Source organism: Klebsiella sp. GW_Kp181 (genome assembly GCF_040062315.1).
In the GTDB taxonomy this organism is placed as follows: Bacteria; Pseudomonadota; Gammaproteobacteria; order Enterobacterales; family Enterobacteriaceae; genus Klebsiella; species Klebsiella oxytoca.
The window spans coordinates 34956-58291 of sequence record NZ_JBEAFR010000057.1 but is presented as its reverse complement, the minus strand read 5'-3'; the positions used below and the strand labels follow the sequence as shown (position 1 = coordinate 58291).

The 23336-nt window shown below is 53.6% G+C and carries 20 protein-coding genes; 6 read left to right on the top strand and 14 right to left on the bottom strand.

What is annotated here, in order from left to right; translation table 11 throughout:
• Window positions 1–36: 36 nt before the first annotated feature.
• Both ABLV11_RS14045 and ABLV11_RS14040 read right to left on the bottom strand, forming a co-directional pair.
• Window positions 37–453, bottom strand: coding sequence for an Exc2 family lipoprotein (locus tag ABLV11_RS14045; protein ID WP_126488718.1), 417 nt, complete (start codon window positions 451–453; stop codon window positions 37–39).
• Window positions 454–580: 127 nt separating this feature from the next.
• The gene (locus ABLV11_RS14040; RefSeq protein ID WP_126488720.1) at window positions 581–1330 is read right to left on the bottom strand and encodes an SDR family oxidoreductase; all 750 of its coding nucleotides are present in this window, start codon (window positions 1328–1330) and stop codon (window positions 581–583) included.
• Window positions 1331–1510: 180 nt separating this feature from the next.
• Between ABLV11_RS14040 and ABLV11_RS14035 the strand changes: the two genes are divergently transcribed.
• Window positions 1511–2440, top strand: coding sequence for a LysR family transcriptional regulator (locus ABLV11_RS14035; protein WP_348855360.1), 930 nt, complete (start codon window positions 1511–1513; stop codon window positions 2438–2440).
• Window positions 2441–2761: 321 nt separating this feature from the next.
• Window positions 2762–3397, top strand: a complete 636-nt coding sequence (locus ABLV11_RS14030; RefSeq protein ID WP_126488722.1) for a LuxR C-terminal-related transcriptional regulator — start codon at window positions 2762–2764, stop codon at window positions 3395–3397.
• A gap of 6 nt (window positions 3398–3403) precedes the next feature.
• Here ABLV11_RS14030 and ABLV11_RS14025 read toward each other — a convergent pair whose 3' ends face one another.
• The 7 genes from ABLV11_RS14025 to ABLV11_RS13995 all read right to left on the bottom strand — a co-directional run bounded on the left by ABLV11_RS14025 (window position 3404) and on the right by ABLV11_RS13995 (window position 11326).
• Window positions 3404–4087: a fimbria/pilus periplasmic chaperone gene (locus tag ABLV11_RS14025; RefSeq protein WP_126488724.1), complete on the bottom strand. Its 684-nt coding sequence runs from the start codon at window positions 4085–4087 to the stop codon at window positions 3404–3406.
• Window positions 4084–5703, bottom strand: coding sequence for a fimbrial protein (locus tag ABLV11_RS14020; protein ID WP_126488726.1), 1620 nt, complete (start codon window positions 5701–5703; stop codon window positions 4084–4086). The genes ABLV11_RS14025 and ABLV11_RS14020 overlap by 4 nt, the downstream gene beginning before the upstream one ends.
• The gene (locus ABLV11_RS14015; RefSeq protein WP_348855359.1) at window positions 5693–8230 is read right to left on the bottom strand and encodes a TcfC E-set like domain-containing protein; all 2538 of its coding nucleotides are present in this window, start codon (window positions 8228–8230) and stop codon (window positions 5693–5695) included. The genes ABLV11_RS14020 and ABLV11_RS14015 overlap by 11 nt, the downstream gene beginning before the upstream one ends.
• A gap of 8 nt (window positions 8231–8238) precedes the next feature.
• On the bottom strand, window positions 8239–8916 hold the full coding sequence (locus ABLV11_RS14010) for a hypothetical protein (protein ID WP_017146413.1): 678 nt from the start codon (window positions 8914–8916) through the stop codon (window positions 8239–8241).
• A gap of 64 nt (window positions 8917–8980) precedes the next feature.
• Entirely contained in the window at window positions 8981–9559 is a 579-nt protein-coding gene (locus ABLV11_RS14005; RefSeq protein ID WP_017146412.1) for a common pilus major fimbrillin subunit EcpA, read from the bottom strand.
• A 70-nt stretch (window positions 9560–9629) separates the two neighbouring features.
• Window positions 9630–10247, bottom strand: coding sequence for a LuxR C-terminal-related transcriptional regulator (locus ABLV11_RS14000; RefSeq protein ID WP_023320513.1), 618 nt, complete (start codon window positions 10245–10247; stop codon window positions 9630–9632).
• Between the two features lie 680 nt (window positions 10248–10927).
• Window positions 10928–11326, bottom strand: coding sequence for an NUDIX domain-containing protein (locus ABLV11_RS13995; protein WP_126489694.1), 399 nt, complete (start codon window positions 11324–11326; stop codon window positions 10928–10930).
• Between the two features lie 211 nt (window positions 11327–11537).
• On the opposite strand from ABLV11_RS13995, the gene ABLV11_RS13990 reads away from it, so the two are divergent.
• Window positions 11538–12518, top strand: a complete 981-nt coding sequence (locus ABLV11_RS13990) for a LacI family DNA-binding transcriptional regulator (RefSeq protein WP_004099966.1) — start codon at window positions 11538–11540, stop codon at window positions 12516–12518.
• 3 nt (window positions 12519–12521) lie between these two features.
• Here the strand turns inward: ABLV11_RS13990 and ABLV11_RS13985 are convergent, their stop codons facing one another.
• Both ABLV11_RS13985 and ABLV11_RS13980 read right to left on the bottom strand, forming a co-directional pair.
• Window positions 12522–13766 (bottom strand): mechanosensitive ion channel family protein, encoded by a 1245-nt coding sequence (locus ABLV11_RS13985; RefSeq protein WP_126488730.1) that lies wholly within the window; start codon window positions 13764–13766, stop codon window positions 12522–12524.
• 77 nt (window positions 13767–13843) lie between these two features.
• A complete protein-coding gene (locus ABLV11_RS13980; RefSeq protein ID WP_004099971.1) occupies window positions 13844–15271 on the bottom strand; it encodes an MFS transporter in 1428 nt (475 codons plus the stop codon).
• 109 nt (window positions 15272–15380) lie between these two features.
• Between ABLV11_RS13980 and ABLV11_RS13975 the strand changes: the two genes are divergently transcribed.
• The 3 genes from ABLV11_RS13975 to ABLV11_RS13965 all read left to right on the top strand — a co-directional run bounded on the left by ABLV11_RS13975 (window position 15381) and on the right by ABLV11_RS13965 (window position 20299).
• Complete coding sequence (locus ABLV11_RS13975) at window positions 15381–16247, top strand: helix-turn-helix transcriptional regulator (protein ID WP_126488732.1); 867 nt, start codon at window positions 15381–15383, stop codon at window positions 16245–16247.
• Between the two features lie 193 nt (window positions 16248–16440).
• A complete protein-coding gene (locus ABLV11_RS13970) occupies window positions 16441–17478 on the top strand; it encodes a hypothetical protein (protein WP_016809122.1) in 1038 nt (345 codons plus the stop codon).
• A 91-nt stretch (window positions 17479–17569) separates the two neighbouring features.
• Window positions 17570–20299 (top strand): sigma-54-dependent transcriptional regulator, encoded by a 2730-nt coding sequence (locus ABLV11_RS13965; RefSeq protein ID WP_016809123.1) that lies wholly within the window; start codon window positions 17570–17572, stop codon window positions 20297–20299.
• A gap of 52 nt (window positions 20300–20351) precedes the next feature.
• On the opposite strand, the gene ABLV11_RS13960 is transcribed toward ABLV11_RS13965, so the two are convergent.
• The 3 genes from ABLV11_RS13960 to ABLV11_RS13950 all read right to left on the bottom strand — a co-directional run bounded on the left by ABLV11_RS13960 (window position 20352) and on the right by ABLV11_RS13950 (window position 23336).
• Window positions 20352–21338: an SIS domain-containing protein gene (locus ABLV11_RS13960; RefSeq protein WP_004099979.1), complete on the bottom strand. Its 987-nt coding sequence runs from the start codon at window positions 21336–21338 to the stop codon at window positions 20352–20354.
• Window positions 21339–21402: 64 nt separating this feature from the next.
• Window positions 21403–22464, bottom strand: coding sequence for an SIS domain-containing protein (locus ABLV11_RS13955; protein ID WP_224330554.1), 1062 nt, complete (start codon window positions 22462–22464; stop codon window positions 21403–21405).
• A gap of 17 nt (window positions 22465–22481) precedes the next feature.
• Window positions 22482–23336, bottom strand: a complete 855-nt coding sequence (locus ABLV11_RS13950; protein WP_032694576.1) for a PTS system mannose/fructose/sorbose family transporter subunit IID — start codon at window positions 23334–23336, stop codon at window positions 22482–22484.

Here is a 23336-nt window from a genome sequence, read left to right as displayed (position 1 = left end):
CCGAAGGCGCGGTGCGCATTTCGCGCACCCGCTGTGTTATTTCACGCCAAAATAGCCATCAAGATACGTCCCGGCCAGTTCGTTACCGAACAATACGGCATCCTTATTTTCCATTTCGTTGTCCCATTTATCGCTGGCGTTACCGGTGAACGCGTGCTGGGTTTTTGTGCCCTTAGCCACCTGCTGCCTGATAGCGTCGGCGGTGCGACGGGCATCGCTTTCGCTCATTCCCGATTTTTTGTCCTGCTGGCCACGGGCATAGATTTCGGTAAAGGTCGGCAGATTTAAGCGGTAGTTTTCCTGACGGTTAGTGGCGAAGTTACCGCCGACGAAATCGCTGCGGTGTGAGACAAAATAGTAAGCGTGGCGTTCCGGGGAAGATTTTGAGGAGGTACAACCGGAAAGGGCGGTGAGCGAACAGCCGAGCGCGATAAGCGCTATTTTGAGTTTCATTGATATCATCATCCATAATTATTAGAACAGGTACGCCGATCATTCGGCTACAGAACAAAACGGCTAATTATAGATGCACGGTAGCACCTGAAGACCCATCAATCCAAGGGTCTTCAGGCAGCATTTTTTAGATCTGCGCCAGCCCGCCATCAACGTAGATTTCAGCGGCGTTAATAAAGCTCGCGTCGTCTGACGCCAGAAAAGCGACGGTTTTAGCGACCTCCTCGGGCTCGCCAATGCGGCCCAGTGGGACGTCGGCGGCCAGCATATCAAAGAGTCCCTGGCGCTGCTCTTCCGCGACAAGTCCTCCCAGGCCGGGCGTACGGACGGGCCCCGGGCTGACCACATTCACGCGGATACCGCGCGCCTTCAGGTCCAGCGCCCATGAGCGGGCCAGGTTACGCACGGCGGCCTTACTGGCGCTGTACACGCTGAAGTTCGCGGTGCCTTTCACCGCCGCGGTCGAGCCGGTAAGGATGATGGAAGCCCCCTGGGTCAACAGCGGCAAGGACTTCTGGACGGTGAACAGCACGCCGCGCACGTTGGTAGCGAAAATGCGATCGAAGTGCTCTTCCGTTATGGCGCCCAGCGGCATCATATCGCCGCCGCCCGCATTGGCAAAAAGCACATCCAGTCGCCCTGATTCTCTGGCAATGGTCGAAAACACCCTATCGAGGTCGCTTAATATCGAGGCATCGGCGCGGATCCCGCTGGCGGCGGGACCGATTAACGCGACCGCCGCATCAAGCTCTTCCTGACGGCGACCGGTGATATAGACCGTCGCTCCCTGCGAGGCCAGCTCCCGGGCTGATGCCAGGCCGATACCCGAGGTGCCGCCGGTGACTAACGCGATTTTTGCCGAAAGTTTTTTACTCATGGTGCACTTCCTTAACTAAAGTATGAATATGCCAATTGAGTCATCCACTTACCGTGACCACCTGGCGACTGAGTACGGGAGCCACTCTACCGTCAGCCACGGATGCAAAAAACGGAGTAATGTGAAAAACACTCTTCACACTGGTGAATAATCAGCGGCTATTATCAGGAAAAATGAATAATGGATCGGTTTTCAGCCCTTAAAGTTTTTACGCGCGTTGTCGAAGCCAACAGTTTTACCCGGGCCGCAGACTCCCTGAATATGCCCAATGCCACCCTGAGTAAAGCGATTCAACAGCTTGAATCGCATCTTGGCGTGTGCCTGCTGCAGCGCACGACCCGACGCATTACCGTCACGCCGGAAGGGCGTGAATACTATGAAAAAGCGGTGCGGATTCTGAAAGAACTGGATGAGGTGGATGCCTCATTTCGCGCTGCCCGCAATAAACCAAAAGGGCATCTGCGCGTCGCGGTAGGCGGCTCCACCGCTCGCGACGTGCTGATCCCGCTGTTGGCTGATTTTATGGCAACCTATCCGGATATTCGTATCGACCTGGCGGTTGCCGACAGCCCCTCGGACCTTATCAGCGGCAATATCGACTGCGCGATCAGAGGCGGTCCGCTGGACGACTCGACGCTGATCGCGCGCAAAATCGGCGAAGCGACGATCGTGACCTGCGCCACGCCGGGCTATTTCAGGCTTTATGGTGTTCCCGCGTATCCCGATGAGTTGAAGAACGGACATCGGCTGGTCGGCTATTTATCTCCCACCAGCGGAAGAGCCTTCCCGTTCCGCTTTCTGGCTAACGGCATCGCGCAAGAGATCAAAACGGAACATCACCTTGGCGTAAATGAGAGCAACGCGCATATTGCGGCAGCGGAGGCTGGGCTGGGGATTGTTCAGACCTTCTCATATTCGCTGAGAAATGCGCTGGCGAACGGATTACTGGTGGAAATATTGAATAAATGGCGTCCGGCTCCTTATCCCTTTCATGTGGTTTATGCGCAGAATCGCCATGTCACATCCCGGCTGCGCGTATTTATCGACTGGCTGGCGGAGACATTCCCGGCGGCGGTGAAGGGGTCATTGCCCACAAGAACCAAAGAATGATGATAGCCTGCGAATTTTATGTATTGCGTGATGATAAATTAAGTCACAAAAAATATTATGCTCGCTTCGTCTAAGGGAATCAGGTCATCTATGTTTTGATATACAGAATACGATATAGTTAAATTATATGGGGATTCTATTAAAATATTTAATAAGACCTGTTAACGTTATTTTCCTTAAGGTCTGGAAGTATAAATTAGTCTTTTGTTTTCTATATTTATAGTAAATATAATAGCGGCAGGAATTTTTGTTTATAGTATGTTTGATATCCCACCTGTATCTTTTTGAAAATATTTTTTAGCTACTCAAGAGGTAATGTGAATGCCGGAAGATAACCATCAGATTAAATGTATGGCGTGTGGTTTAAACTGCCCTATTGAAGCGGAAGATAAAATGGAGCGATCCCTTTGCGGAGAGAGGAAGTTTTCTGTATGGCCAGATAAAAACTATTTTTTTAAGCGAGCGGTTAATGATTTGGTTTTTCGTGAAATTACCTGTTTTCTGCCTGAAGGAATGGTGCTGGTGGATTTCTCCCTCGACAATATTTTGTATTTTCTGCATGAGGGGTGGGTTGAAAAACTGCAGGAGACCGGGCTGAAAGTTATTTTACTCGCGGATAAGAGCATGCTACCCATGGCTAATTTTTGGATGCTGCGTTCCGGGTTATTATGGTCGGTGGTAGAGGTCAACGATGGCTTAAGCAGCTTAATCAAGAAAATAAAACGCATCATGCTGGGGCGAAATCTTCGCTGCCGGCGCACACCGTCGCTGACGGATCATGAAATGAAGACGCTGCGCCTGCTGGCAGATGGGTACTCCAGTCAGGATATCGCCCGCATCATGGCGTGCGATACCCGCAGCGTCTACCGCTTTCAATACTCTTTATGCAAGAAGTTCGGCGGACTCAACCGCCTGCGCGAGCTGCGCTTCAGGCATAATATCCCCGCTCTGGATTAGCAGCGGTTAGCCCGGCGAACTCATAAAACAGCCCTTTCCTAACTGATGATAGCGGCCTAATGCGACAATGTATTTCCTGTTGCTATTCTTCGCCTCGGGGCCTGTCCAGCTCTCCCCTGGCAACATATAAAATTGCGTTGAACTTTCATCGTCACCATTGCAGCCTTTCTGCAGAATGACTCTAAAATAGGTATTGCCAGTATTTTTAATGGTGCCTGTGGCTTCATTAATTTCATACTGGAATCGCGTCTTACGCGGGCGCACGATGAGAATCGTACTCATCGATACCGAAGGTACTATATCCAGTTTTTTCTGATCCTGACGCCAGGGGAAAACTGTGACGGGCGTCTCCTTAAAGATCACCCGATAATAGCGCTCAACGTCATCTTTAGGCCCACGGTAATAGAGTTTAAAATATTCCTGGCCATTGGCCTGCACGGTGAACTGCAGCGGCGACCAGACCAGGTCTTTATCCTGGCCTGGAACGGGTCTTTCATCTCCGTTGCCCGGATGGGAGATTTTATAAGCCGATATGGTATACAAATTGTTGTTTTTTGTATCATTGACTATTGGCCGGGAGATAAAATCTTTCCTGGCATCCATATCATAAATGATGGAATCAAAGTACACCGCGGAAGCGGGCTGAATACACAGCCCGCATAATCCGATGACAAGGATGTTTTTCATCATCCCCCCCGCTCGACGCCAATCCACGTGGCGGTCACTTTTACATCGCCGGTGGCGCTGACGGTCCCCATCCAGTCATGACCATTGGTGGTGAATTGTGAATGTGGGTCATCCATCGGAAACAGCAGTTTCAGCGTGGTGGTAAAAAAGAAACCATCGTTGACGTTGGCGTTCCAGGCCGTCTGTACCCAAACGGCGTTGGTCATATCGACAGGATCTTCGCCGCAGCTGTTGCGGACTTTTACCGCTTTACCGGTAGAGGATGTCCATTCGAGGTAGGCCGGGACCGGCACTTTTAGCGTCTCGTCCGCTGAGGTAAACAGGCAGAACGGCAAACCATACATGTTGACGGAGTCGCCAATCACCTGGGCGGTAATACTGTCGGCCTGACGCGACGCGGAGGTGGTGACTTTATATTCAAAGGTGATGGGCTCTTCGCTACCAATCTTGCCGGATGCTTGTGGATGCGAACGCCCGTCGCTGGCAACAATGCTGATGCCGTATTCCCGCGGGATGATGTTAATTAATGTTGATGGCGTGAACTGATAATAACCCGATTGTGGGGTGACGGAGTTATCAAAATAGAAGGTAAACAGAGCATCCTTGTTGGTTAAATCCGTTCCTGCCTTGAGGACTTTTTGGAAAAAGGCGTTGGACAGGAATACGTACACGTACTCGCCTGACGGTTTGAAAACCTTGTTATAGGTGCTGACCGTACCAAAATTGGTCCAGCTTGCCCCATCACCGCTGTACTTTACGTCAGACGTAGAAGGAGAAAATCCCAGCATCGCCGTGTCAATCACCATCCGGAAATCAAGTAAGGTGGTGAGAGTTTTAGTCTCCTGAAAATTGTAAGACACCATTTTACAGATGATCCCCGAAGCGCTCCCGACCACACCCATTTGACACAAATCCGAGCCGAGGTTGACGCTTGGCGTGCCATCGCTGGCAATCCACACTTCTGCCAGAGCACCGGTACTGTTTAACTTCAGATGCGAGACCTTTTCGAGGTTGAACGTGTAGTAGCGCCATGTTCCCCCGCTGGGGAGATCTTTACAGCGAACGCCGGAGGCAAAGTCATAATCGGTATTGGTATTCATGTAGCAAAGATTAAGCTGCAAAGAATCGATGGTCCCCACCGGCCGATCGCGAAAATACTCATAGGCTGACTGGCTTAGCGCTCCCGCACCGTAGTAACCGTTTGCTACGGTGTTGCCGGACATCGCGTGATAGAAGCCGTCTTTATCGATGACATCGGGAGAAATATAGCCAGACGCCGGGCAGTTTGCGCCCGTAGACATGCAACGGATCCCAAGAAACGGCTGGTTAATGGGCGAATTCTCGATCCACAGGTCGAAGTAGCGGTTGGCGTAAGCCCAGCCTATGTAGGTTATATATCCCAGACTTCGCTGGTTAGTCGGATATTTTGTCCAGACGTTGGCTCCGGTGAAGCGCGGGTCGAGGGAGCTGGTGGTGATGAAATATTCGTCATCAACATCATTGTCGATAAACATATAGGAGTTGCTGCCGCTTCCGCTGTTACTGGGGGTGAGCGCCATAGCCGGCGCAGCCAGCAGCCAGCCGGCCAGCAGCATGATGCTCTGGGGTTTAATAGACATTCTTAACATCTCCAGTCACTGATGCCGTTTGTTGTTGGATCTCACAAGGGATCTCACCGACCCATACGGCGCCTTTCGCTTCATTCAGATCCAGATCCACTTCGCAAATGCCGCCGAATTTATCCACCAGGGTAATCACTGGATAACGCTTATCGACGTCCATGGCGAACTCACCGAGTTCGTCGGTTCGGGTTTTACCAATGTGGTTATGAATATCGGCGTTGGCGTAGTAACCGCCGCGACGGTCTTTCACCCGGCCAAAGACGGTGACCAGCTGTTTGACTTCCGGATTAATCACGCTGACGTTGCCCGGATAGAGCACGACTTTGCTGCGGCGGTCGGTCACGATGTCGACGCTGTCTTCTGAGTTTTTGTCGTTCATCAGCTCCACCTTATATTCCGCGTAGGGCGGAAGACTGATGAAATTGCTTTTGCCGGTCAGCGGGTAGTTCTGGCCGTTGATCTGCGCCATCATCCGGCCCTTGCCGCTGAAATTGGTATTCACCACCAGGCCTGCGGTTTGGGTACCTTTTCCTGCATAGATATTTTTTTGCGTCCAGGCCACGCTGCCCTGCGAACTCAGGCTGTAGTTTGAACTGTGCTGCGATGAGCGGCTGACGGAGACGGTGCCAGCGTTATATTTGGTGTCATAGCTGACGTAACCATTGGCGGCGTAATCGTCGGAACGATAGCGACTATCGTCATTTTTATTCTGTTTAATCTGTTTCGAAACCGACGCCCCCACCTGGGTAATGGCGCGGTTGTCAAAGCTTTTGCGCAGCGTGGCGTTCGCCAGCATGTTTCCGTTCTGGCTGGACACTCCGGTGCTGAGCCAGGTGGAGAAGGGGATAGAGACATCAATATTGACGTACTTATCGCGCAGATTTTCATGGTTGTTGTACTGATAGTTCTGAATACCGGCGCGTAGCGTGACGGTTGCGTAGCGATTAGCTAACAAGGATTGATCATAATCGACGTTGGTATAGGTGCTCCCGGTATATTTGTTATTGGTGCGGCTGACGCTCAGCGTACCGAGGAACGGCGCAATTTTGCGCAGGTTAGCGTTGGCGCCGACGGTCACATAGTCGTTTTGCTGCATCGGTAGCGCGTTACCGATGGAACTGTACTGGCGCGACCCCCACAGGTTGCCATACCCGTCCGGTAAACTCATGTTGAAGGTGGAGGTACTCTGCCAGCTGCCGTCGGTAGCGAGCAGCCCCTGCTGGTTAAAGCTGAACGCGTTGTTGAAAATCACGTTCGCTTCCGTTTCATTGACACCGTTATTGTCAAAACCGTAGAGCGTGGTTTTCAGATTCACGCCGGAAAGCCAGGGTTGGCTGGTTGCAGCGGCGACCCCGGCAATCCACGTATTCCGTGTGCCATAATTGATGTTGTAGTTGTGGCGATAGTCCATCTTGTTGTATTCGAGGCTGCCCGCGAAGGTTTGCCATGAGAGATCACCGGTGACGCTCGATTTTCGGGCGAACGTTTTATTGATATTTGCCGTCCGGCTGCTGACCACGCGCCCGTTAACGACCACCTGTACGTCAACGTTGTAGATGCCAAACGGCAGGCGCGACGTATCGAGTTCGTAGCTGCCCATCGAGAAGTTTTGAATGCTGAGCAGTTTACCGTCACGATAAACATGCACTTCACCGGCGGCCGGGAGGAACACCGTGACGGGAACCAGAGCAAGCGTGTTGTCCTGCGTTTGGGAACTGCTTTTATTGCCATAGCTGATGCCGTAAATGCGGCTGGAGTTCAGGGCGCTCATGCTGGCGATCGATTGCAGATTCCAGGTATCCACCATCCCCATCGCCAGGCGGCGCCCTTGATAGTCGCGTTCGTACATCGAGCGATACAGTTTGCTCTGCTGGTTGCTGGTACCAATACCGTACAGGGAACCGTTAAAGTTCAGATGGTGCTCGCGCAGCGACCAGGTATTGTCCAGCGTCAGATAGCTGCTGGCGTTATCGGTATTCTCATATTTATTGTAATAGCTCCCCATCGAGTAATTCAGCACGCTCGAGAGATTCTGAGCAGTGGATTCCCCAAGCATGTTGGTACGCGGCAAAATAGCGGCCTGCATGGCTGCCCGGTTAACCGTCAGCTCAAGATAAAAGGAACGCGTATCGAGTGAAAGCGAGGCGTCTTTGTTGATATAAACGCGCTGACCGTCGCCGATGCTTTTGTCCTGCATCTCGTTGAGCAACGATTTTATCTGCGGTGATAATTCGGTTCGCTCCGGCAGATCGCTGAGGGCGATCTGGTTCAGGCGAAACTCATTATCCTTGATGGTAAGGATGGCATCAGCGATTTTTTGCTGGCTGCGTTGGGTACTATTATCGCCTTCATAACGAATAAAAACAGGGACCGACATGCCCTGATATAACGCGTTAGCAAATACCGAAGGAATAATATAGTTACTGACTTTGACTGGCGCTGTAGCATTAGCTGCCCAACCCTGGTTTACCGTAATCAATAACCCAGCGAACAACGTCCCTTTGACATAACCAAGATTATCCATAATATTACTCAGTTTACATTTATATATTGCTCACCGTGCCATATTCCAATTCGCGTTTTTTTGTTGGTGAGATCGGTATGCTTTATTTTTACGCTGATACCAGGCATGACATAATAGCGTTCACGACAGCCTTGCCCCTCATCCTTCGCTTTATCACGACAGGGTCCGTAGGAGATAACGCGGAATGAAGCGTTACCGGTATTGGTTACCGTGTCATTATCTCGACGATAGTCGAATCTTTCTTCGCGCGGCGCGACCACCAGAATGGTACCAATAATGGCAGAGGTCGTTGCCTCACCCTGTTTTTTCTTTTTACTGGCCTCAAACTCGGTCACCGGCTCATCGGTCCAGGATATGCGGTAATAACGCTCCTGATTATCCTGTGGCCCTTTGTAAAAAAAACGAAAGTTCTCTTTCGCATTTCCGGGTAATATCAGACTGGCTGGCGTTGACAATAATTCCGATCTGCTCGCCATCGGGATAACCTTGCCGCCGGCCATCGGCGATGAGATACGCTCCACGTTGACGCTAACGTAACGCGCCGTATCGGTGGTATTAATGATTTCTTTTGCCAGCGTCGAGGCATCCGGCCCCATTATTGAGGTGACGTCTCCGACATTTATTGCATGGGAGGAGGGCGTCACGGTGAATAAGAAGAGAGAGAGTAATAATGGATTCAGTTTCATGGCGCATCCTTATAAGGAGGCCAAAGCCTCCTTGTCATACCGGACAGGTGTTGGCTACACCTGATTAGATAGTCCATTCCGCGTTGAACTGAACGCGAACGTCGCCGCTCCAGTAACCGTCGGTTAAATCTTTGAACTCAGCGGCGGTGCTGCCGTCAGAAGTCGCGGAGTCGATAGTGAAATCGAAGTTACCCTGGGTGCTGACGCGATCGGCGCCTGCGAAGGCGGTGGCGACTGCCAGCGCATCCAGACCTGCGGAGATGTTGTTGCCCGCATCAATCATCGTTACCGGCGTGGTTTTGTTCAGTGCGTTGCCGTTCCAGCTCACACCAACGGCCAGAGTAGAGGCGTCAGTGGTACGGCTCAGGGTGTTGCTGACGATTTGAGAGGTCAGCGTGAAGTCAGTCGCGCCAGACTGGCCCTGGATGGTGATGTCAAAAGCGCCTTTCTGAGCGTTAAACGCTTTAATCCCTTCAGCGTACTGGAAGTTCAGGGATTTCAGCGGAGTGACAACCAGCGCGCTGGTGGTGTCTTTAGTTGCGCTAGCATCCCAGCTGGCAGTGGCGGAAGTCGTCACGTTAGCCATTGCATTGGTAGAGATAAGAGCCGCAGCCACAACACCCGCTAATACGATTTTTTTCATTTTAAATTTCCTGAGAATAATTAAGTTAGTTCCATTTATGGAGTTATTGCTGTAAATACTGATAATTAGTTTATCCAGATAGAATAATGTTTAACTTCCCTCTGCCTCCCATCTTATTCTGCAAGCTGAGCTTAATTGCGTAGATCCTTTTTTCTGCCATCTGCAATTCTTTTGCTATCTCTTTAACCGACTTCTCTGCGAGTAAAAGGTCGAGTACCAATACCTCTTGATCGCTGAGTTTTTGACGGTAGCCTCGAGCATCTCTTTGACCGAGAAACGAAAGCTGTATTTTCTTTTCAATCTCATCTCGGGTATCGCTGGTATTAATAATCGAAATTATCTGCTGACAGCGGTGTTTCCAGTACAGCGCCAGCGGTTGCGCTAATCTGTCGGCAATCAAAACTACCCGCAGCCCTGTCTTGATCAGATATTCAATCCATTTATCATTGGTGAATAATCTGATGTTGTAGCGAGAAAAATCAACAAAAATAAAGCCAGAATTAGAGAAGTTGTAATGCTTGTTAATTAAAAAACAATGCACACCATTTTTTAAATAGATATTTTTATCAGGCCATACGCAATAGTGAGTTTCAATGCAATTAATCGATTTTATCGTAGGTCGTGGATAGATTTCGCACTGATACTGACAGCTTATGCAGTATACCTTCTCATATTTCTGAGGAAGCATATGTCGATTTATTTCCCTATATTGTCTTACCCTATCGTTCAATGATGTGGCTATATTATGGCTAGTTAATAATTGTGACAACTTTAATTTCTGGAGAGTTATACAGATGAAAAATGTGTAAATTCTTAAGTCCAGAAAATGTCTGGATTTATACTAACCCACTCTAATAAATAAGAAAAATCTTAAGGTGCAGTATTTTATGTCGATCGCTCTTTAAGAATTATCCATTGCGACCAGGAATTTTCTCGCTGAATGGGCGAGGATTGGTTAAAAAAAAACAGCACAAAAGGTCAAAAAAAATGCTATCTCATCGCTGTTTGTTAATTTTGTGTTTTTATTTTGTTTTATTTTGTGGGGTTTGTTCTGTAATGGCCTAATTTTTGTAAGGGAAAGTTGCGATATTTTGGATTATGGGGGAAAGGATTGTCTGGCGAAATATGATCTGGCGTACAAAACCGGGCGTTTTTAAGCGCTAAAACACGTCGCAGTTTGCAGGGAAGTAAATCAGAAGGATGTGCTAAATCTTCACCGGAAGAAGCGGGCAATGCTTCTCGGTGAAATGGGGCGCTTCAGCCTGAACTGGCTTTGTCTGGAAGCCGCCGTAGCGCCACCGGGACGATGGCAGCGTGGATTTTGACTTGCAGACAAATGAGCTAACTCTTTCGCGGTGTCCGGCGAGCTTACGCCCCTTTCAGCAGAGGAAGCAGGTGATTCTCGGTAAGAGGAGCAAGCTTAATATGCCGAGCCTGACCCGGCGTATACCAGATAACTTCTTCTATTTCGGCCGTCGGCGTAAAGTTCGCTCTGTTGGTGGCTATCTGAAAGATATCCGCAGAGACCGTATGGCCCGGCTCGTTTGCCGCCGTATCGGTGAAACGGCCGACCGGAACCAGTTCTTCAGGTGAAACGCTAAAGTTGAGCTCCTCTTCGAGCTCGCGGATCAGCGCCGCTTCCGGGGTTTCCCCGATTTCAGGCTTTCCACCGGGCTGCATAAAGTACTCAGTCCCTCGTTTGCGTACTAAAAGACAGCGTCCTTGACCGTCGACGATCGTTGCCGCCGCGATGTGAATATTTTTTATGGTGTTCAAGAGATACCCCAGTTATATACCGATAGTGTTCAACGACCCGCATTCGTTTCGCCTCTGGCGAAACAACGCCTGGGCCATCATGATAACGGCCTTAGCGTGCTAATCAATCCCGTCAATTCTCGCAAAACCTGCTGACGGCGCGGGCGGCGCTCATTTATGATAGCCTGCGGAAAATAACGTCTATGCGGGAAGTGCAGCCTCTATGTCAATTCAGAAAATCGCTCGCCTGGCGGGCGTCTCGGTGGCGACGGTATCGCGGGTATTGAATAACAGCGATACCGTTAAAGCGAAGAATCGCGAACGTGTGCTGCAGGCGATCAAAGAGAGTAACTACCAGCCTAATCTGCTGGCCCGCCAGCTGCGAACGGCCCGCAGCAATATGATTCTGGTGATGGTCTCTAATATCGCTAACCCCTTTTGCGCCGAGGTGGTCAAGGGTATTGAAGAAGAGGCGGAAAAGAACGGCTACCGGATCCTGCTGTGTAATTCCGGCTCGGATTTGGCCCGTTCTACTTCTGGCCTGCAGCTGCTCTCCGGCAAAATGGTCGACGGCATCATCACCATGAACGCGCTCTCCAGCCTGCCGGAACTGACCACCATGATCGGCGACGCACCTTGGGTGCAGTGCGCGGAATATGCCGATAACGGCAGCATCTCCTGCGTGGGCATCAACGATGTCGACGCGGCGCAGGGCGCCGTTTCCCGGCTGGTTGACGGCGGGCGAAAACGCATTGCCTTAATCAACCACGATCTCAGCTATCGCTACTCGCGCCTGCGCGAGCGCGGCTACAAAAGCGTGCTGCACGTTCGCGAACTGGCGTATCAACAGGTCACCTACGCCAGCGACCTGAGCGCCGCCGCCGGTACCCGGGCGATGGAAACGCTGCTGGCGCAGAAAGAGAAACCGGATGCGGTATTTGCGGTCTCAGATTCGCTGGCGGCGGGCGCGCTGCGGGCTATCGCTCAGGCCGGATTGCGGGTGCCGGAAGATATTGCGGTAATCGGTTTTGATGGTACCGAACTGGCCGAAGTGGTATCGCCGCAGTTGACCACCGTGGAACAGCCTTCGCGCGAGATTGGCCGTACCGCCGTGACGCTACTGATGAAGAGAATCGATAATCCCGACGCTGCGGTCGAGCGGGTGATGATGGACTGGCGCGTGATCCCCCGCGCCAGCACCTGAGTTTTACCCGGATACCGCGCCCGCCAGCGAACGAATATCGTTGCCGGTGGGGGACTGGTGAATCCGCAGGCCGAACTCATCAACCACGGCAAAAACGTGGTCGAAAATATCCGCCTGAATGCTCTCATACTCCGCCCACACCACGGTGTTGGTGAAACAGTAAATCTCAATCGGCAGGCCGCTGGCGTCCGGAGCCAGCTGGCGCACCATCAGCGTCATGTCCTTACGGATGCGCGAATGGTTGCGTAAATACTCCTGCAAATAAGCGCGGAAGGTGCCGATATTGGTCATTTTGCGCTGGTTTAGCACCGACTGGTCGGTGGCGTTCTGCTGGTTCCACAGGCTAATTTCCTGATGACGCGAATCCATATACGGCTTCAGCAGCCGGGCCTGAATTAAGCGCTGCTGCTCCTGTTCATCGAGAAAATGAATGCTGGTGGTATCGATATTCAGGCTGCGCTTAATCCGGCGACCGCCGGATGCCGACATACCGCTCCAGTTTTTAAACGAGTCGGAAACCAGCGACCAGGTGGGAATAGTGGTGATGGTATTGTCCCAGTTGCGCACCTTCACCGTGGTCAGGCCGATGTCGATCACCGCGCCGTCGGCGCCATATTTCGGCATCTCCAGCCAGTCGCCGAGCTTGAGCATATCGTTGGCAGAGAGCTGAATACCTGCCACCAGGCCGAGAATCGGGTCTTTGAACACCAGCATCAGTACCGCGGCCATCGCGCCGAGGCCGCTAATCAGAATCGCCGGCGACTGGCCAATCAGTAAGGAGATAACCAGAATGCCGACAATAATCGCGCAGACCAGCTTAATTCCCTGAAATATCCCTTTAAGCGGCAGCTGAGAAGCGGTGGCGAATTTCTGCGATAAATTGAACACTACGTCCAGCAGCGAAAAGAAGGACAGCATCGCGTAGATCATCACCCACAGCTGCGCGCAGGTAGTGAGTATTTCCGCCGCCTCGCTGCCTTTTTGTAGCCATAGCACCGCCTGCACGTTGACGATAATCCCCTGCAGGGTGAAGGCCAGACGATGAAATAATTTGTTCTGGGTAATAATTTGCAACCATAGGTGGCTGCTGGCCTGCGCCCGCTTTTCGAAGGTGCGCAGCACCACTTTGTGCAGAATAAGGTGAACGACAATCGCCGTCAGAAAAATAATGCCGAAGATAATAATGAGTGAGGTGGTGGGGGTAATTTTGATGCCTAATGCGGCGATGTGCGATATGAATTCCTGCATAACGTCTCCTTTACATCCAGCGGTTATGATGACCGCTGGATGTCTATTATGCAAATCGCAGGTTACGCCGATGTGAATTATGGCGTCGCTACCGCCGGACGGACGTTAAGGTGTCGGCGTAGCCACAGCGCGATGGCGCCCAGTACCAGCATCATCACCACTTCCACCGCCAGGAAATCGATCAGCGCCCGGGGATAGTCGCCGCCGCTGCGCTGGGCGAGAGTTAAGAATAGCGACCCGAGAATTGCCGGGCCCAGGCCCAGCGTCGCCTGCTGCAGGGTGCTGAGAATTGCGCTCCCGGCCCCGGCGTCAGAAGCGCTGATGTCGCGCATCCCGATGCGATAAAAGCTATTCACGATCAGCGCCTGCCCGTAGCCGATAAGCGCCGTGGAGGGGACCAGCGCCAGGGTGCTGGTGTGGGTAGCGAGGCGATAAAAGGTCGCGCACAGCAGCAGCAGGCCGACAATCTGCACCGACAGGCCAGTCAGCAAAATGCGTCCCATGCTGTAGCGGGCAATCAGCTTCGGCGCGTACAGCGCGGAGATGAAGTAGGCCACGCCGAGCGCGATAAAGCTATTCCCGGACTGCCACGGCGCCATTCCCAGACCGGCCTGCATGGTCAACGCCATACAGAACATAAATCCGGACCAGGCGCTGAAAAAGAGCAGGGCGATGGCCATGCCAAAGCGAATGCTGGTGAGCTTCAGCAGGCGAGGTGGCAATAGCGGCTGCTCGCCGCGCTGCTGTTTGCTCAGCGCGCTGGCCCGCATCCAGACCAGCAGCGGCAGCACCGCAGCTAACATCAGCTGCAGCGTCCACGGCCAGTGCAGCTCCGGCCCCAGCGCCATCGGAAACAGCAGGCAGCAGAGGATCAGCGCAAGGCTGAAGGTGCCCTGCCAGTCGATGCGCGAATGCGCTTCGCGCCGGGTCTCCGGGACGTATCGCGGGCTAAAGGCCAGCACCAGCAGGCAGATCGGCACATTAATAAAGAAGGCATTCCGCCAGCCTAAACCGGCGATATCCGCCGAGACCAGCCAGCCGCCGCCCATCTGACCGACGATAAAGGCGATACCGCCAATGCCGCCGTACAGGCTGATGGCCCGGGCGTGGGCGTTGCCTTTGAGGGTGATATGCAGCGTGGCGAGGATCTGCGGCACGATTAGCGCCGCGCCGGCGCCCTGGACCGTGCGCGCCGCCAGCAGCGTGGTGATAGAGTTTGCCATTCCGCACAGCAGGGAGGCGACGCCAAAAATCGCCACGCCCCACATAAACAGACGGCGGCGGCCATAGTTATCGCCAAGTTTGCTGCCCATCGCCAGGCAGACGGCAAAGGCGACGCCGTACAGCGCGACAATCAGCTCCAGCTGGGTGGCGCTGGCGTTCAGCGATTGGGTGATGGAGTCCAGCGCGACGTTGGCGATCGAGGTGTCGATCAGCGGCAGCATCTGACCGGTCAACAGAAGGAATAAACCGGCGCGGCCGGGTGAAACAGCAGACGAATTCATCGGATCTCTCCATTGCGTCATTCAGCGGATGGCCGTAGCATCACCGATAAATTAAACGGGTACCAGTTCCTGCTTATACTGGTATTGGCACTACCATGCTGGAGGTTTTATGACGACCATGCCGCAACGTGAATCGACGATCGCCGCGCCCGATGATGCCCGTAAACAGCTGGGGGCATTTCTGCGCGCCCGGCGTGAGAGCCTCGATCCGCAGCGCCTGGGGTTGCCGCGCGTTGGCCGTCGACGCACGCCGGGTCTGCGGCGGGAAGAGGTGGCGATGCTGGCGGAGGTCGGCGTCACCTGGTACACCTGGCTGGAGCAGGGGCGGGACGTTAATCCGTCCGAGTCCGTGCTGGTGTCGGTGGCGAACGCGCTGCAGTGCAGCCCGCTGGAGACCCGGCACCTGTTTGTCCTGGCCGGACTGACGCCGCCGGAAGCCGCGCAGGTCACGGTATGCGAAGGCATCAGCCCCGGCACCCGGCGGATGCTTGATAGCCTGATGCCGCAGCCCGCCAGTATTCAGAAGCCGAGCTTCGATATTGTGGCCTGGAACGACAGCTTCTGCCGCCTGATGGGTATCGATTTCGCCACCATTCCGGAAGAGGATCGCAACTGTATTTATCTGTATCTGACCAATGAAACCTGGCGCAGCCGTATTGAAAATCGCGATGTGCTGGCGACGTTTGTCTCCTATTTTCGCGCGGCGATGGCGGAGCACCGCGGCGATCCGCTGTGGGAGTATAAGCTGGCGCGCTTTTTTGCCGCGTCGGCGGAGTTTGAGTCCCTCTGGCATCAGCGCTATGAGGTGCGCGGGGTGGAAAATCAGGTGAAGAACTTTAACCATCCGCAGCTCGGACGCTTCAGCCTGCAGCAGATGTACTGGTACTCGGCCCCGCGCAACGGCTCGCGCCTGCTGGTCTATTTGCCGATGGATGAAATGGGCGAACGGGCCCTGGCGTGGCTGGATAAACACTAATGACAAGGAATCAGATTGCTGACAAAGTGCAATCTTCAGGAACTGCCCGGCGGCGCGATGCTTGCGCAGGCCTACAGAGCATTGCATAGCAGGTTGATATTGCGGTTTTTCGTAGGCCCGGCAAGGCGCCGCCCGGCAGAAGTGCGAGCACAATAGCCAAAAAAAGGTTTGTCATCAGTCTCAAGGAATGCCCATGAATATTACCCGTAAAGAGCAGCGCATTATTCAGCGCGCGCTAAAGGCGTGGCAGGCCAGCGGCGATTTAGCCCCTGAGGATAGCCAGCGGCTGGCGCAAACGCTGCGCGTCTCTCCCTTCGACTGGCAGCGGCTGAGCCGCTATGCGTTCTGGACCGCGCTGGCCTGCGTGCTGGTCGCGCTGGGCAGCCTGTTTGCCGACAGCGCCCTGATTGAGCTTCTGCTGAGCCTGTTCAGCCGCTCGGCGCTGACGCGAATCATCCTGCCCGCGCTGCTGGCGGTAGCCTGCTACGCCTGGGGTTTTCGCCGCCAGCGGCGGGAAACGCAGTGGCACTACAGCACTGAGGCGATCCTCTTTCTGGGGGTTATTTTTACCGCCGTGGCGCTGTGGCAGCTTGGCGAACGTCTGGATACCGGCAGCGGTCATATCGCGCCGCTGTTCCTGGCCGGATGCCTGATTTACGGCGCGATTGGCTTTTTTGCCCGCTCCGGGCTGGTGTGGCTCTTTTTTCTGCTGTCGCTGGGCAACTGGTTCGGTGCAGAAACCGGCTACGTTTCGGGCTGGGGCGCCTACTGGCTGGGCATGAACTACCCGATCCGCTTCGTGCTGTTCGGCGGCGCGCTGCTTGCGCTCTGCTACGGCGCGCAACACGCTTTGCGCCAGCGCCAGCTGTTTACCGTCAGTAAAGCGATGGGGCTGATCTATCTGTTTATCGCCCTGTGGATCCTGTCGATTTTTGGCAACTATGACCTGGATAGCTGGTCCAGCATAGCGCAAAGGCAGCTGCTGCCGTGGGGGCTGCTGTTCGCCGTGGCGGCGGGGATCTGTATCTATATCAGCCTGAAAACCGACGACGGCATGCTGCGCGGCTTCGGTCTGACGTTCCTGGCGATCAACCTCTATACCCGTTTCTTCGAGTTCTTCTGGGATGGCATGCACAAAGTCGCATTTTTCCTGATCCTCGCAGTCTCGCTGGCGGTAATTGGCCGCTATGCGGAGCGCATCTGGCATGCGGGAAGGGTAACCCATGAATAATTAAGCTTTTTTAAGAAGTGTGGCAGGGGGCAGCGACGTCTTACGCGAATTGTCGTATAAGCGAATTTTACGCTTTTGACAGGGGCGCAAGATGAATAAGGAGTCGATTTTTCGCCAGCTAGAACAACGGATCGTCGGGCGACCGCTGACCGCGGAAGCGCTTGGCGAGTTTAATGCGATGGCGATTGCCGATAGCCTGAAGCAAAAACGCAGTATCATCAGCCATCATCTGAATAATCTCCATCGCGAGCAGCGGGTGGTCAAAGTAAATGGTCGCCCGGTGCTGTTTTTACCCATTGCCGCGCTGCGCGACCACCACCGCCTCGCGGTTCGACACGGCGAATACGCTTCCCTTCAGGCCCTGTGCGCTGAGCGCCAGGATAGTCTGGCGCAGCTGATAGGCGCTCAGGGCAGCCTGCAGGAAGCTTTGCGGCAGTGCAAGGCCGCCATCAGCTACCCCGGCGCAGGTCTACCGCTTCTGCTGCGCGGTCCCACCGGCACGGGGAAAAGTTTCCTTGCGCGCCAGCTCTGGCGTTATGCGATGGAACAGGGCGTTTTGCCTGCTGATGCGCCTTTTACCGTGTTTAACTGCGCTGAGTACGCGAATAATCCAGAGCTGCTGACCTCGAAATTATTCGGGCACGCGAAGGGCGCCTTTACCGGTGCGGATAAATCAGTCCCCGGTCTTATCGAGACCAGCAACGGCGGGGTACTGTTTATTGATGAGGTTCATCGTCTGCCCCCCGAAGGACAGGAGAAGCTGTTCCATTTTATGGATAACGGTAGCTGGCGGCGGCTGGGGGAGAGCAGCGAGGAGCGCAGCGCCACGGTACGGCTGATTTTTGCTTCAACGGAGGATCTGGAAAAGCACTTCCTGGCGACTTTTATTCGTCGTATTCCGGTGATCGTCAAAATCCTGCCGATCGCCGAGCGTGGACAGTATGAAAGACTGGCGTTTATCCATCACTTTTTTCGCCGTGAAGCGCAGCGATTACATCACGATCTGGCGCTGGACGGCGAAATCATCAGCCAGCTGATGCGCGAAACGCTCGAGGGTAACGTCGGCGGACTAGAGAATTTGATCCGCAATATTTGCGCCAGCGCCTGGACATTTGGCGAGCGGGATAGCGATCTTTTACAGATAAAAGCGGGTTTACTGCCCGACCGGTTGCTGGCGGATGCGCCTTTTTCTCTTCAGCAAAATAGCGAACGGGTCATGATTTACCGCGATGGCGACGCGCAGCCTTTATTTTCCGGTCGCCATCATGAGTATCAACGGCTAACGGAAAATATTTGCAGCCTGTGCGAGGAACTCGGGAAGGACAATATCAGCGCAAGGACCTTTGAAAAGCTCATTTATCAAAACGTGACGCTCTATCTCGATGCGTTGATGAATCAGGAGAGCGCGGTCTCTCTTCAGGACAAGCGGCTGCGCTTTATTGAGGATGTGGGCAAGGCGATCGCCGCCAATTACGATCTCCAGCTGAATGCCGAATTCGCCTATCTTACTGGCCGCTACCTGACCAGCCTGCCTCTTGCTCCGCGCAGCGTTGCCGAGCCCGCGCGTCTGGTGATGCAGCGCTGGCTGGAGTCCTCAGCGGGGCTGGCGCAGCGTATCGCGGGGAAACTACTGGATGTCGTCAATAACAAATACGATCTGCTCATCGATACGCTTGACCGCCTGGCGGTTGCCGCTATCGTCAGCAATGCGATTGATGCGACCAGCGGCGGAAAAGTGAAAGCGGTGATTATCGCCCACGGCTATTCGACCGCCAGCAGCATTGCGGGGGTCGCCAATCGCCTGATTGGCGAGAAGATCTACCAGGCGATGGACATGCCGATGGAGGTGGCGTTCAGCGACGTCAGCCGCGCCGTGGTTGATTATCTCCAGCATACCGATACCCGAGCCGGAGTCATGGTGCTTATCGATATGGGCTATACCAAAGAGATTGCCGATGCGCTTTTGTCGGTGATTAACGGCCCGCTGGTGGTGGTGGATAACGTCACGACGCGCATGGCGCTGAACGTCGCCAGCGAGATCGCGCTGGGGAAAAATATCGAACATATTGCCGAAGAGATCGTGCCGCTCAATCAGTCGCGCTGGGATGTCTTCTGGCCGACAGAAAAAAAAGAGCGTGCTCTGCTGGTGACCTGCATTACCGGAATCGGTACTGCGTTTAAATTTAAAAATCTGATGGAGAAGAGCCTGCTCAGCGACTTTGATATTAACATTATCGCCTGCGAGTATACGCGCTTAAAAAATAGCCGCACGGCGATATCGTTGCTCCACCAGTATGAAGTGATTGCGGTTGTGGGTACGCACGACCCACAGCTGGCGGGGGTGCCATGGGTAGGTATTGAAGAGCTGCTGGGCGAGCAGGGGCATCGGCATCTCAGTCAGCTCTTAAGCGGCTATCTCAATGAGAAGCAAATTGCGCTGATTAATAAAAATATGGTTCGTGAGTTTTCGCTGCATAACGTCGTCAACTCCTTGACGATACTGAATGCCGGAAAAACGATGAGCCATATTGAGACTATTATTGCAGAGTGGCAAAACACGCTTGGCTTTAATTTTAATAATAATTTAATTATTAGCCTGTATGTGCATCTCAGCTGCATGATTGAGCGTCTGGTAATGCGTAATGAAATTACCCATTATAAAAATCTTGAGCAATTTTCTCGCCAGCACGGAGAATTTATTGCTATGGTGAACCACTCGTTTCAGCGCCTGAAAATACTCTATAACGTGACGCTGCCGGTAGCGGAAATTGGTTATATTCACGATATTTTTGAATTACGCGTTGACGATTTTCGCTGGTAATCCTCAGCGCAGCCCCGGAGCAGGTCGCCGGGGCTGGCAGAGGGTTAGCGAATTAATATTCGACTTTCCACATATAGCGGCGGGTGGTCAGAGGATGGTTGCGGGCGGTGGCCAGCGCCAGGTTGTACACATCAAGAACGCAGTTGTGCAGCAGGCCGCAGAAATATTCGCGCACGCTGGCGTGAAGCGCATCAATTCCCACTTTTTCCACGTCAATAATCTGCAGTTTTCCCTGATAGCGTTCGATAAAGCGGATCGCGCGATCGTCCAGCGGACGGGTGCGGCCGCTGCTTTTTAATAAAATGAACGGCGTTCCCGGTTCGGTAATCTCAAAGGGGCCGTGGAAATACTCGCCGCTATGGATGCTGGCGGAGTTAATCCACTGCATCTCCAACAGAATACAGATGGATTCCTGATGCGCGGCACCGAACGAAGGACCGCTGCCCATCATATAAATGACCTTTTCACTTTTCCAGGCTTCGGCAAAATGCTGCGCATCCGCTTGCACCTGCTGCTGAGCGCCGCGCACCACGGATTCAAAACTGGCAAAGGCGCTGACCATCTCAGCGTAATGGTCGTATCCTTCTGTTTGCGCCAGGATCTCCAGCGCCAGCCACAGGCTGTACGCCGCTTTTTGCTGTGTCGGATCGACAGTTTCGGGATAGCGAGCCCAGCAGTATTCGATAGTGTAATCGCTGTGTTCGCACAGCGGCGTGCCGGGGGTATATACCAGTCCAATCGTAGCCGCGCCTTTTTGACGCGCGATGCGGGCGGCTTCGACCGTTTCAGCGGTGTTGCCCTGCTGAGAGGCAAGGATCACCACGCTATTTTCCCCTAATGCTTGCGGCGTCGCGTGGACAAATTCATTACTGGTCACATAGCCGACGGCCAGCTTTTTCGCTTCACAATCGAGAAAATATTTCCCCGGCCAGAAGCCGGTCAACGAACCCCCGCAGCCAACAAACCACACGCGTTCAATACGTTGCCTGGTTAAAATATCGCGAATAATATGGTGGGCGTTTTTCTGAGCTATAGACATATTGGTCTCCTTGAGATGTAAAGGGTCCTCCGCTGCATGGCGGATAACTTTTACAGGGCATTATTTAATTAAGTTTTTTACTTTTCATTTTCTGGTGGAACTGCGGATCCTTAGGTATTGCGGGATCGACACCCTTCACTGGCGGTAGTCTGGCGCAAACCATTTGCAATGGAATAATATATTCAAAGATTGCAAAGTCTGGATCGTTAATAAACGTAAAGGGCATGTTCTTACCGTTATTGTCAACATGCGGGCCAATGCGATAAATATGCGGCGTCCAACCAGACAGTATTTCCGCCAGACGATCCTGGCGCTCATCGGGATGCGGATCGAGCATAATCAGGGTTGAACGCTCATCGAAGGCGTTATAGATCCCGTGGATGAATTCCTCAAATTCATAGCCGGCCACCGGGCAGCGCAGCGTTTCAAGCATCTTTAGCGCGCCTTCCTGAACGGTGCCAAACAGTTCTGCCGGGCCGGTCAGGCGAATATCTGCGCTGTCGATAAGCGGCCGGGCGTGATTGAGAACCCACGCCTGCGAGGCCTCAATGAGCGTCGGCAAATGATTGAACGTCCTCTCCATGCGGACGAGTAGCGCCTTGCGCTCCTCATCGCTCAGGCGCTGCTGGCGGCTGGCGACGGCAAGCGCAAGCAGTATCAGGTTGAGTATGGTGCAGTGATAACCTTTGGTTTTGGCGCCGGCGCGCTCTTCTCCACAGGGGACCGTCAGGATCAAATCTGCCGCCTGGTCGATGGCAGCTGGCGCTTCCCCGGCCATGGAAGCGGTAAGGTGCCCGGCTGCCCGGGCGCGCTCCATTGCGGCGAGAGTGGAGAGGCTGCCGCCTCCCTGAGAAATGCCGATGACCAGCGCTTTGCCGCTGAGGGAAAGTGCCATCTCGTCCAGCAGGAAGGGCCAGTATACATCGACCGGGATGCCGCACCACTGCTGCATAAACGACCGCGCGGTCAGCGCGCCGTGGTAAGACGTACCGGAACCGGTCAGGATGATTCGAGAGATCCCGCGATCCGCCAGCGCTTTCGCCGCTTGCCAGAGATCTTCCCGCGTCTGCGTTAGCATAGCGAGCAGGCGAGCGGGGGTTTCATTCATATAGTCTTCTACGTGCATGGGTAATATTCCTCTTCTTAAAGCAGGCCTAACGCGCTGGCCGCCATGCCAAACGCGATGGTGCCTAACAGGATCCAGTTGATGTTGACTCCCTTACGGATCAGCTTGTACATCCCAAGGGTGAAAAGCAGAGGCAGCAGCGAAGGAAGTATTTTGTCGATAAACTCCTGTGCCTTCATGGTCGTCTGCCCGGCAGTGAAGCTGAGCGGGGTGGTGATATCTATCATACTGGCGGTCATCGCGCCGACGACCATCAGGCCAACGATTGACGCGATATAGGTGACCCGATCCATGAGTCCGCTTTGGTAAATCCGCATCAGCCAGGTGGTGCCAGCCCGATAGCCGAGCTTCAGCCCATACCAGCGGCACAACAGATGCGGTAGGTTATAAACTAACAACGCCATTATCGGTCCCAGGAGGCTGCCCTGCTGGGCGAAATAAATTCCCATCCCGGCGGCAATCACCTTCAATGACCCCCAGAATATGGAATCACCGATACCCGCCAGCGGCCCCATCAGGCTGGTTTTAATCGCGTTTATCGATTCTTCATTAAATTCGGGATTGCGCTGATTCTCCTCTTCCATAGCGATCGACAAGCCGAAGATAAAGGTGGAGAGGTGCGGCGTGGTGTTAAACAGCACCAGATGGCGCTGCAGGGCGCGCCCCAGTTCCGTCGGGTCCTGATAGATGCGCTTCAGGGCGGGCGACATTGCGAAGGCGTAGCCCATATGCTGCTGGCGCTCGTAGTTCCACGAGCCCTGCAGCGTAAAGGAGCGCCAGAACACGCTGCGTAAATCCCGAGCGGTGACCCGGCTTGCGTCATCGCTTTGCGGCTGGGCGGTGCCTGACAGGGTCTGCGTCATTTCACTCAT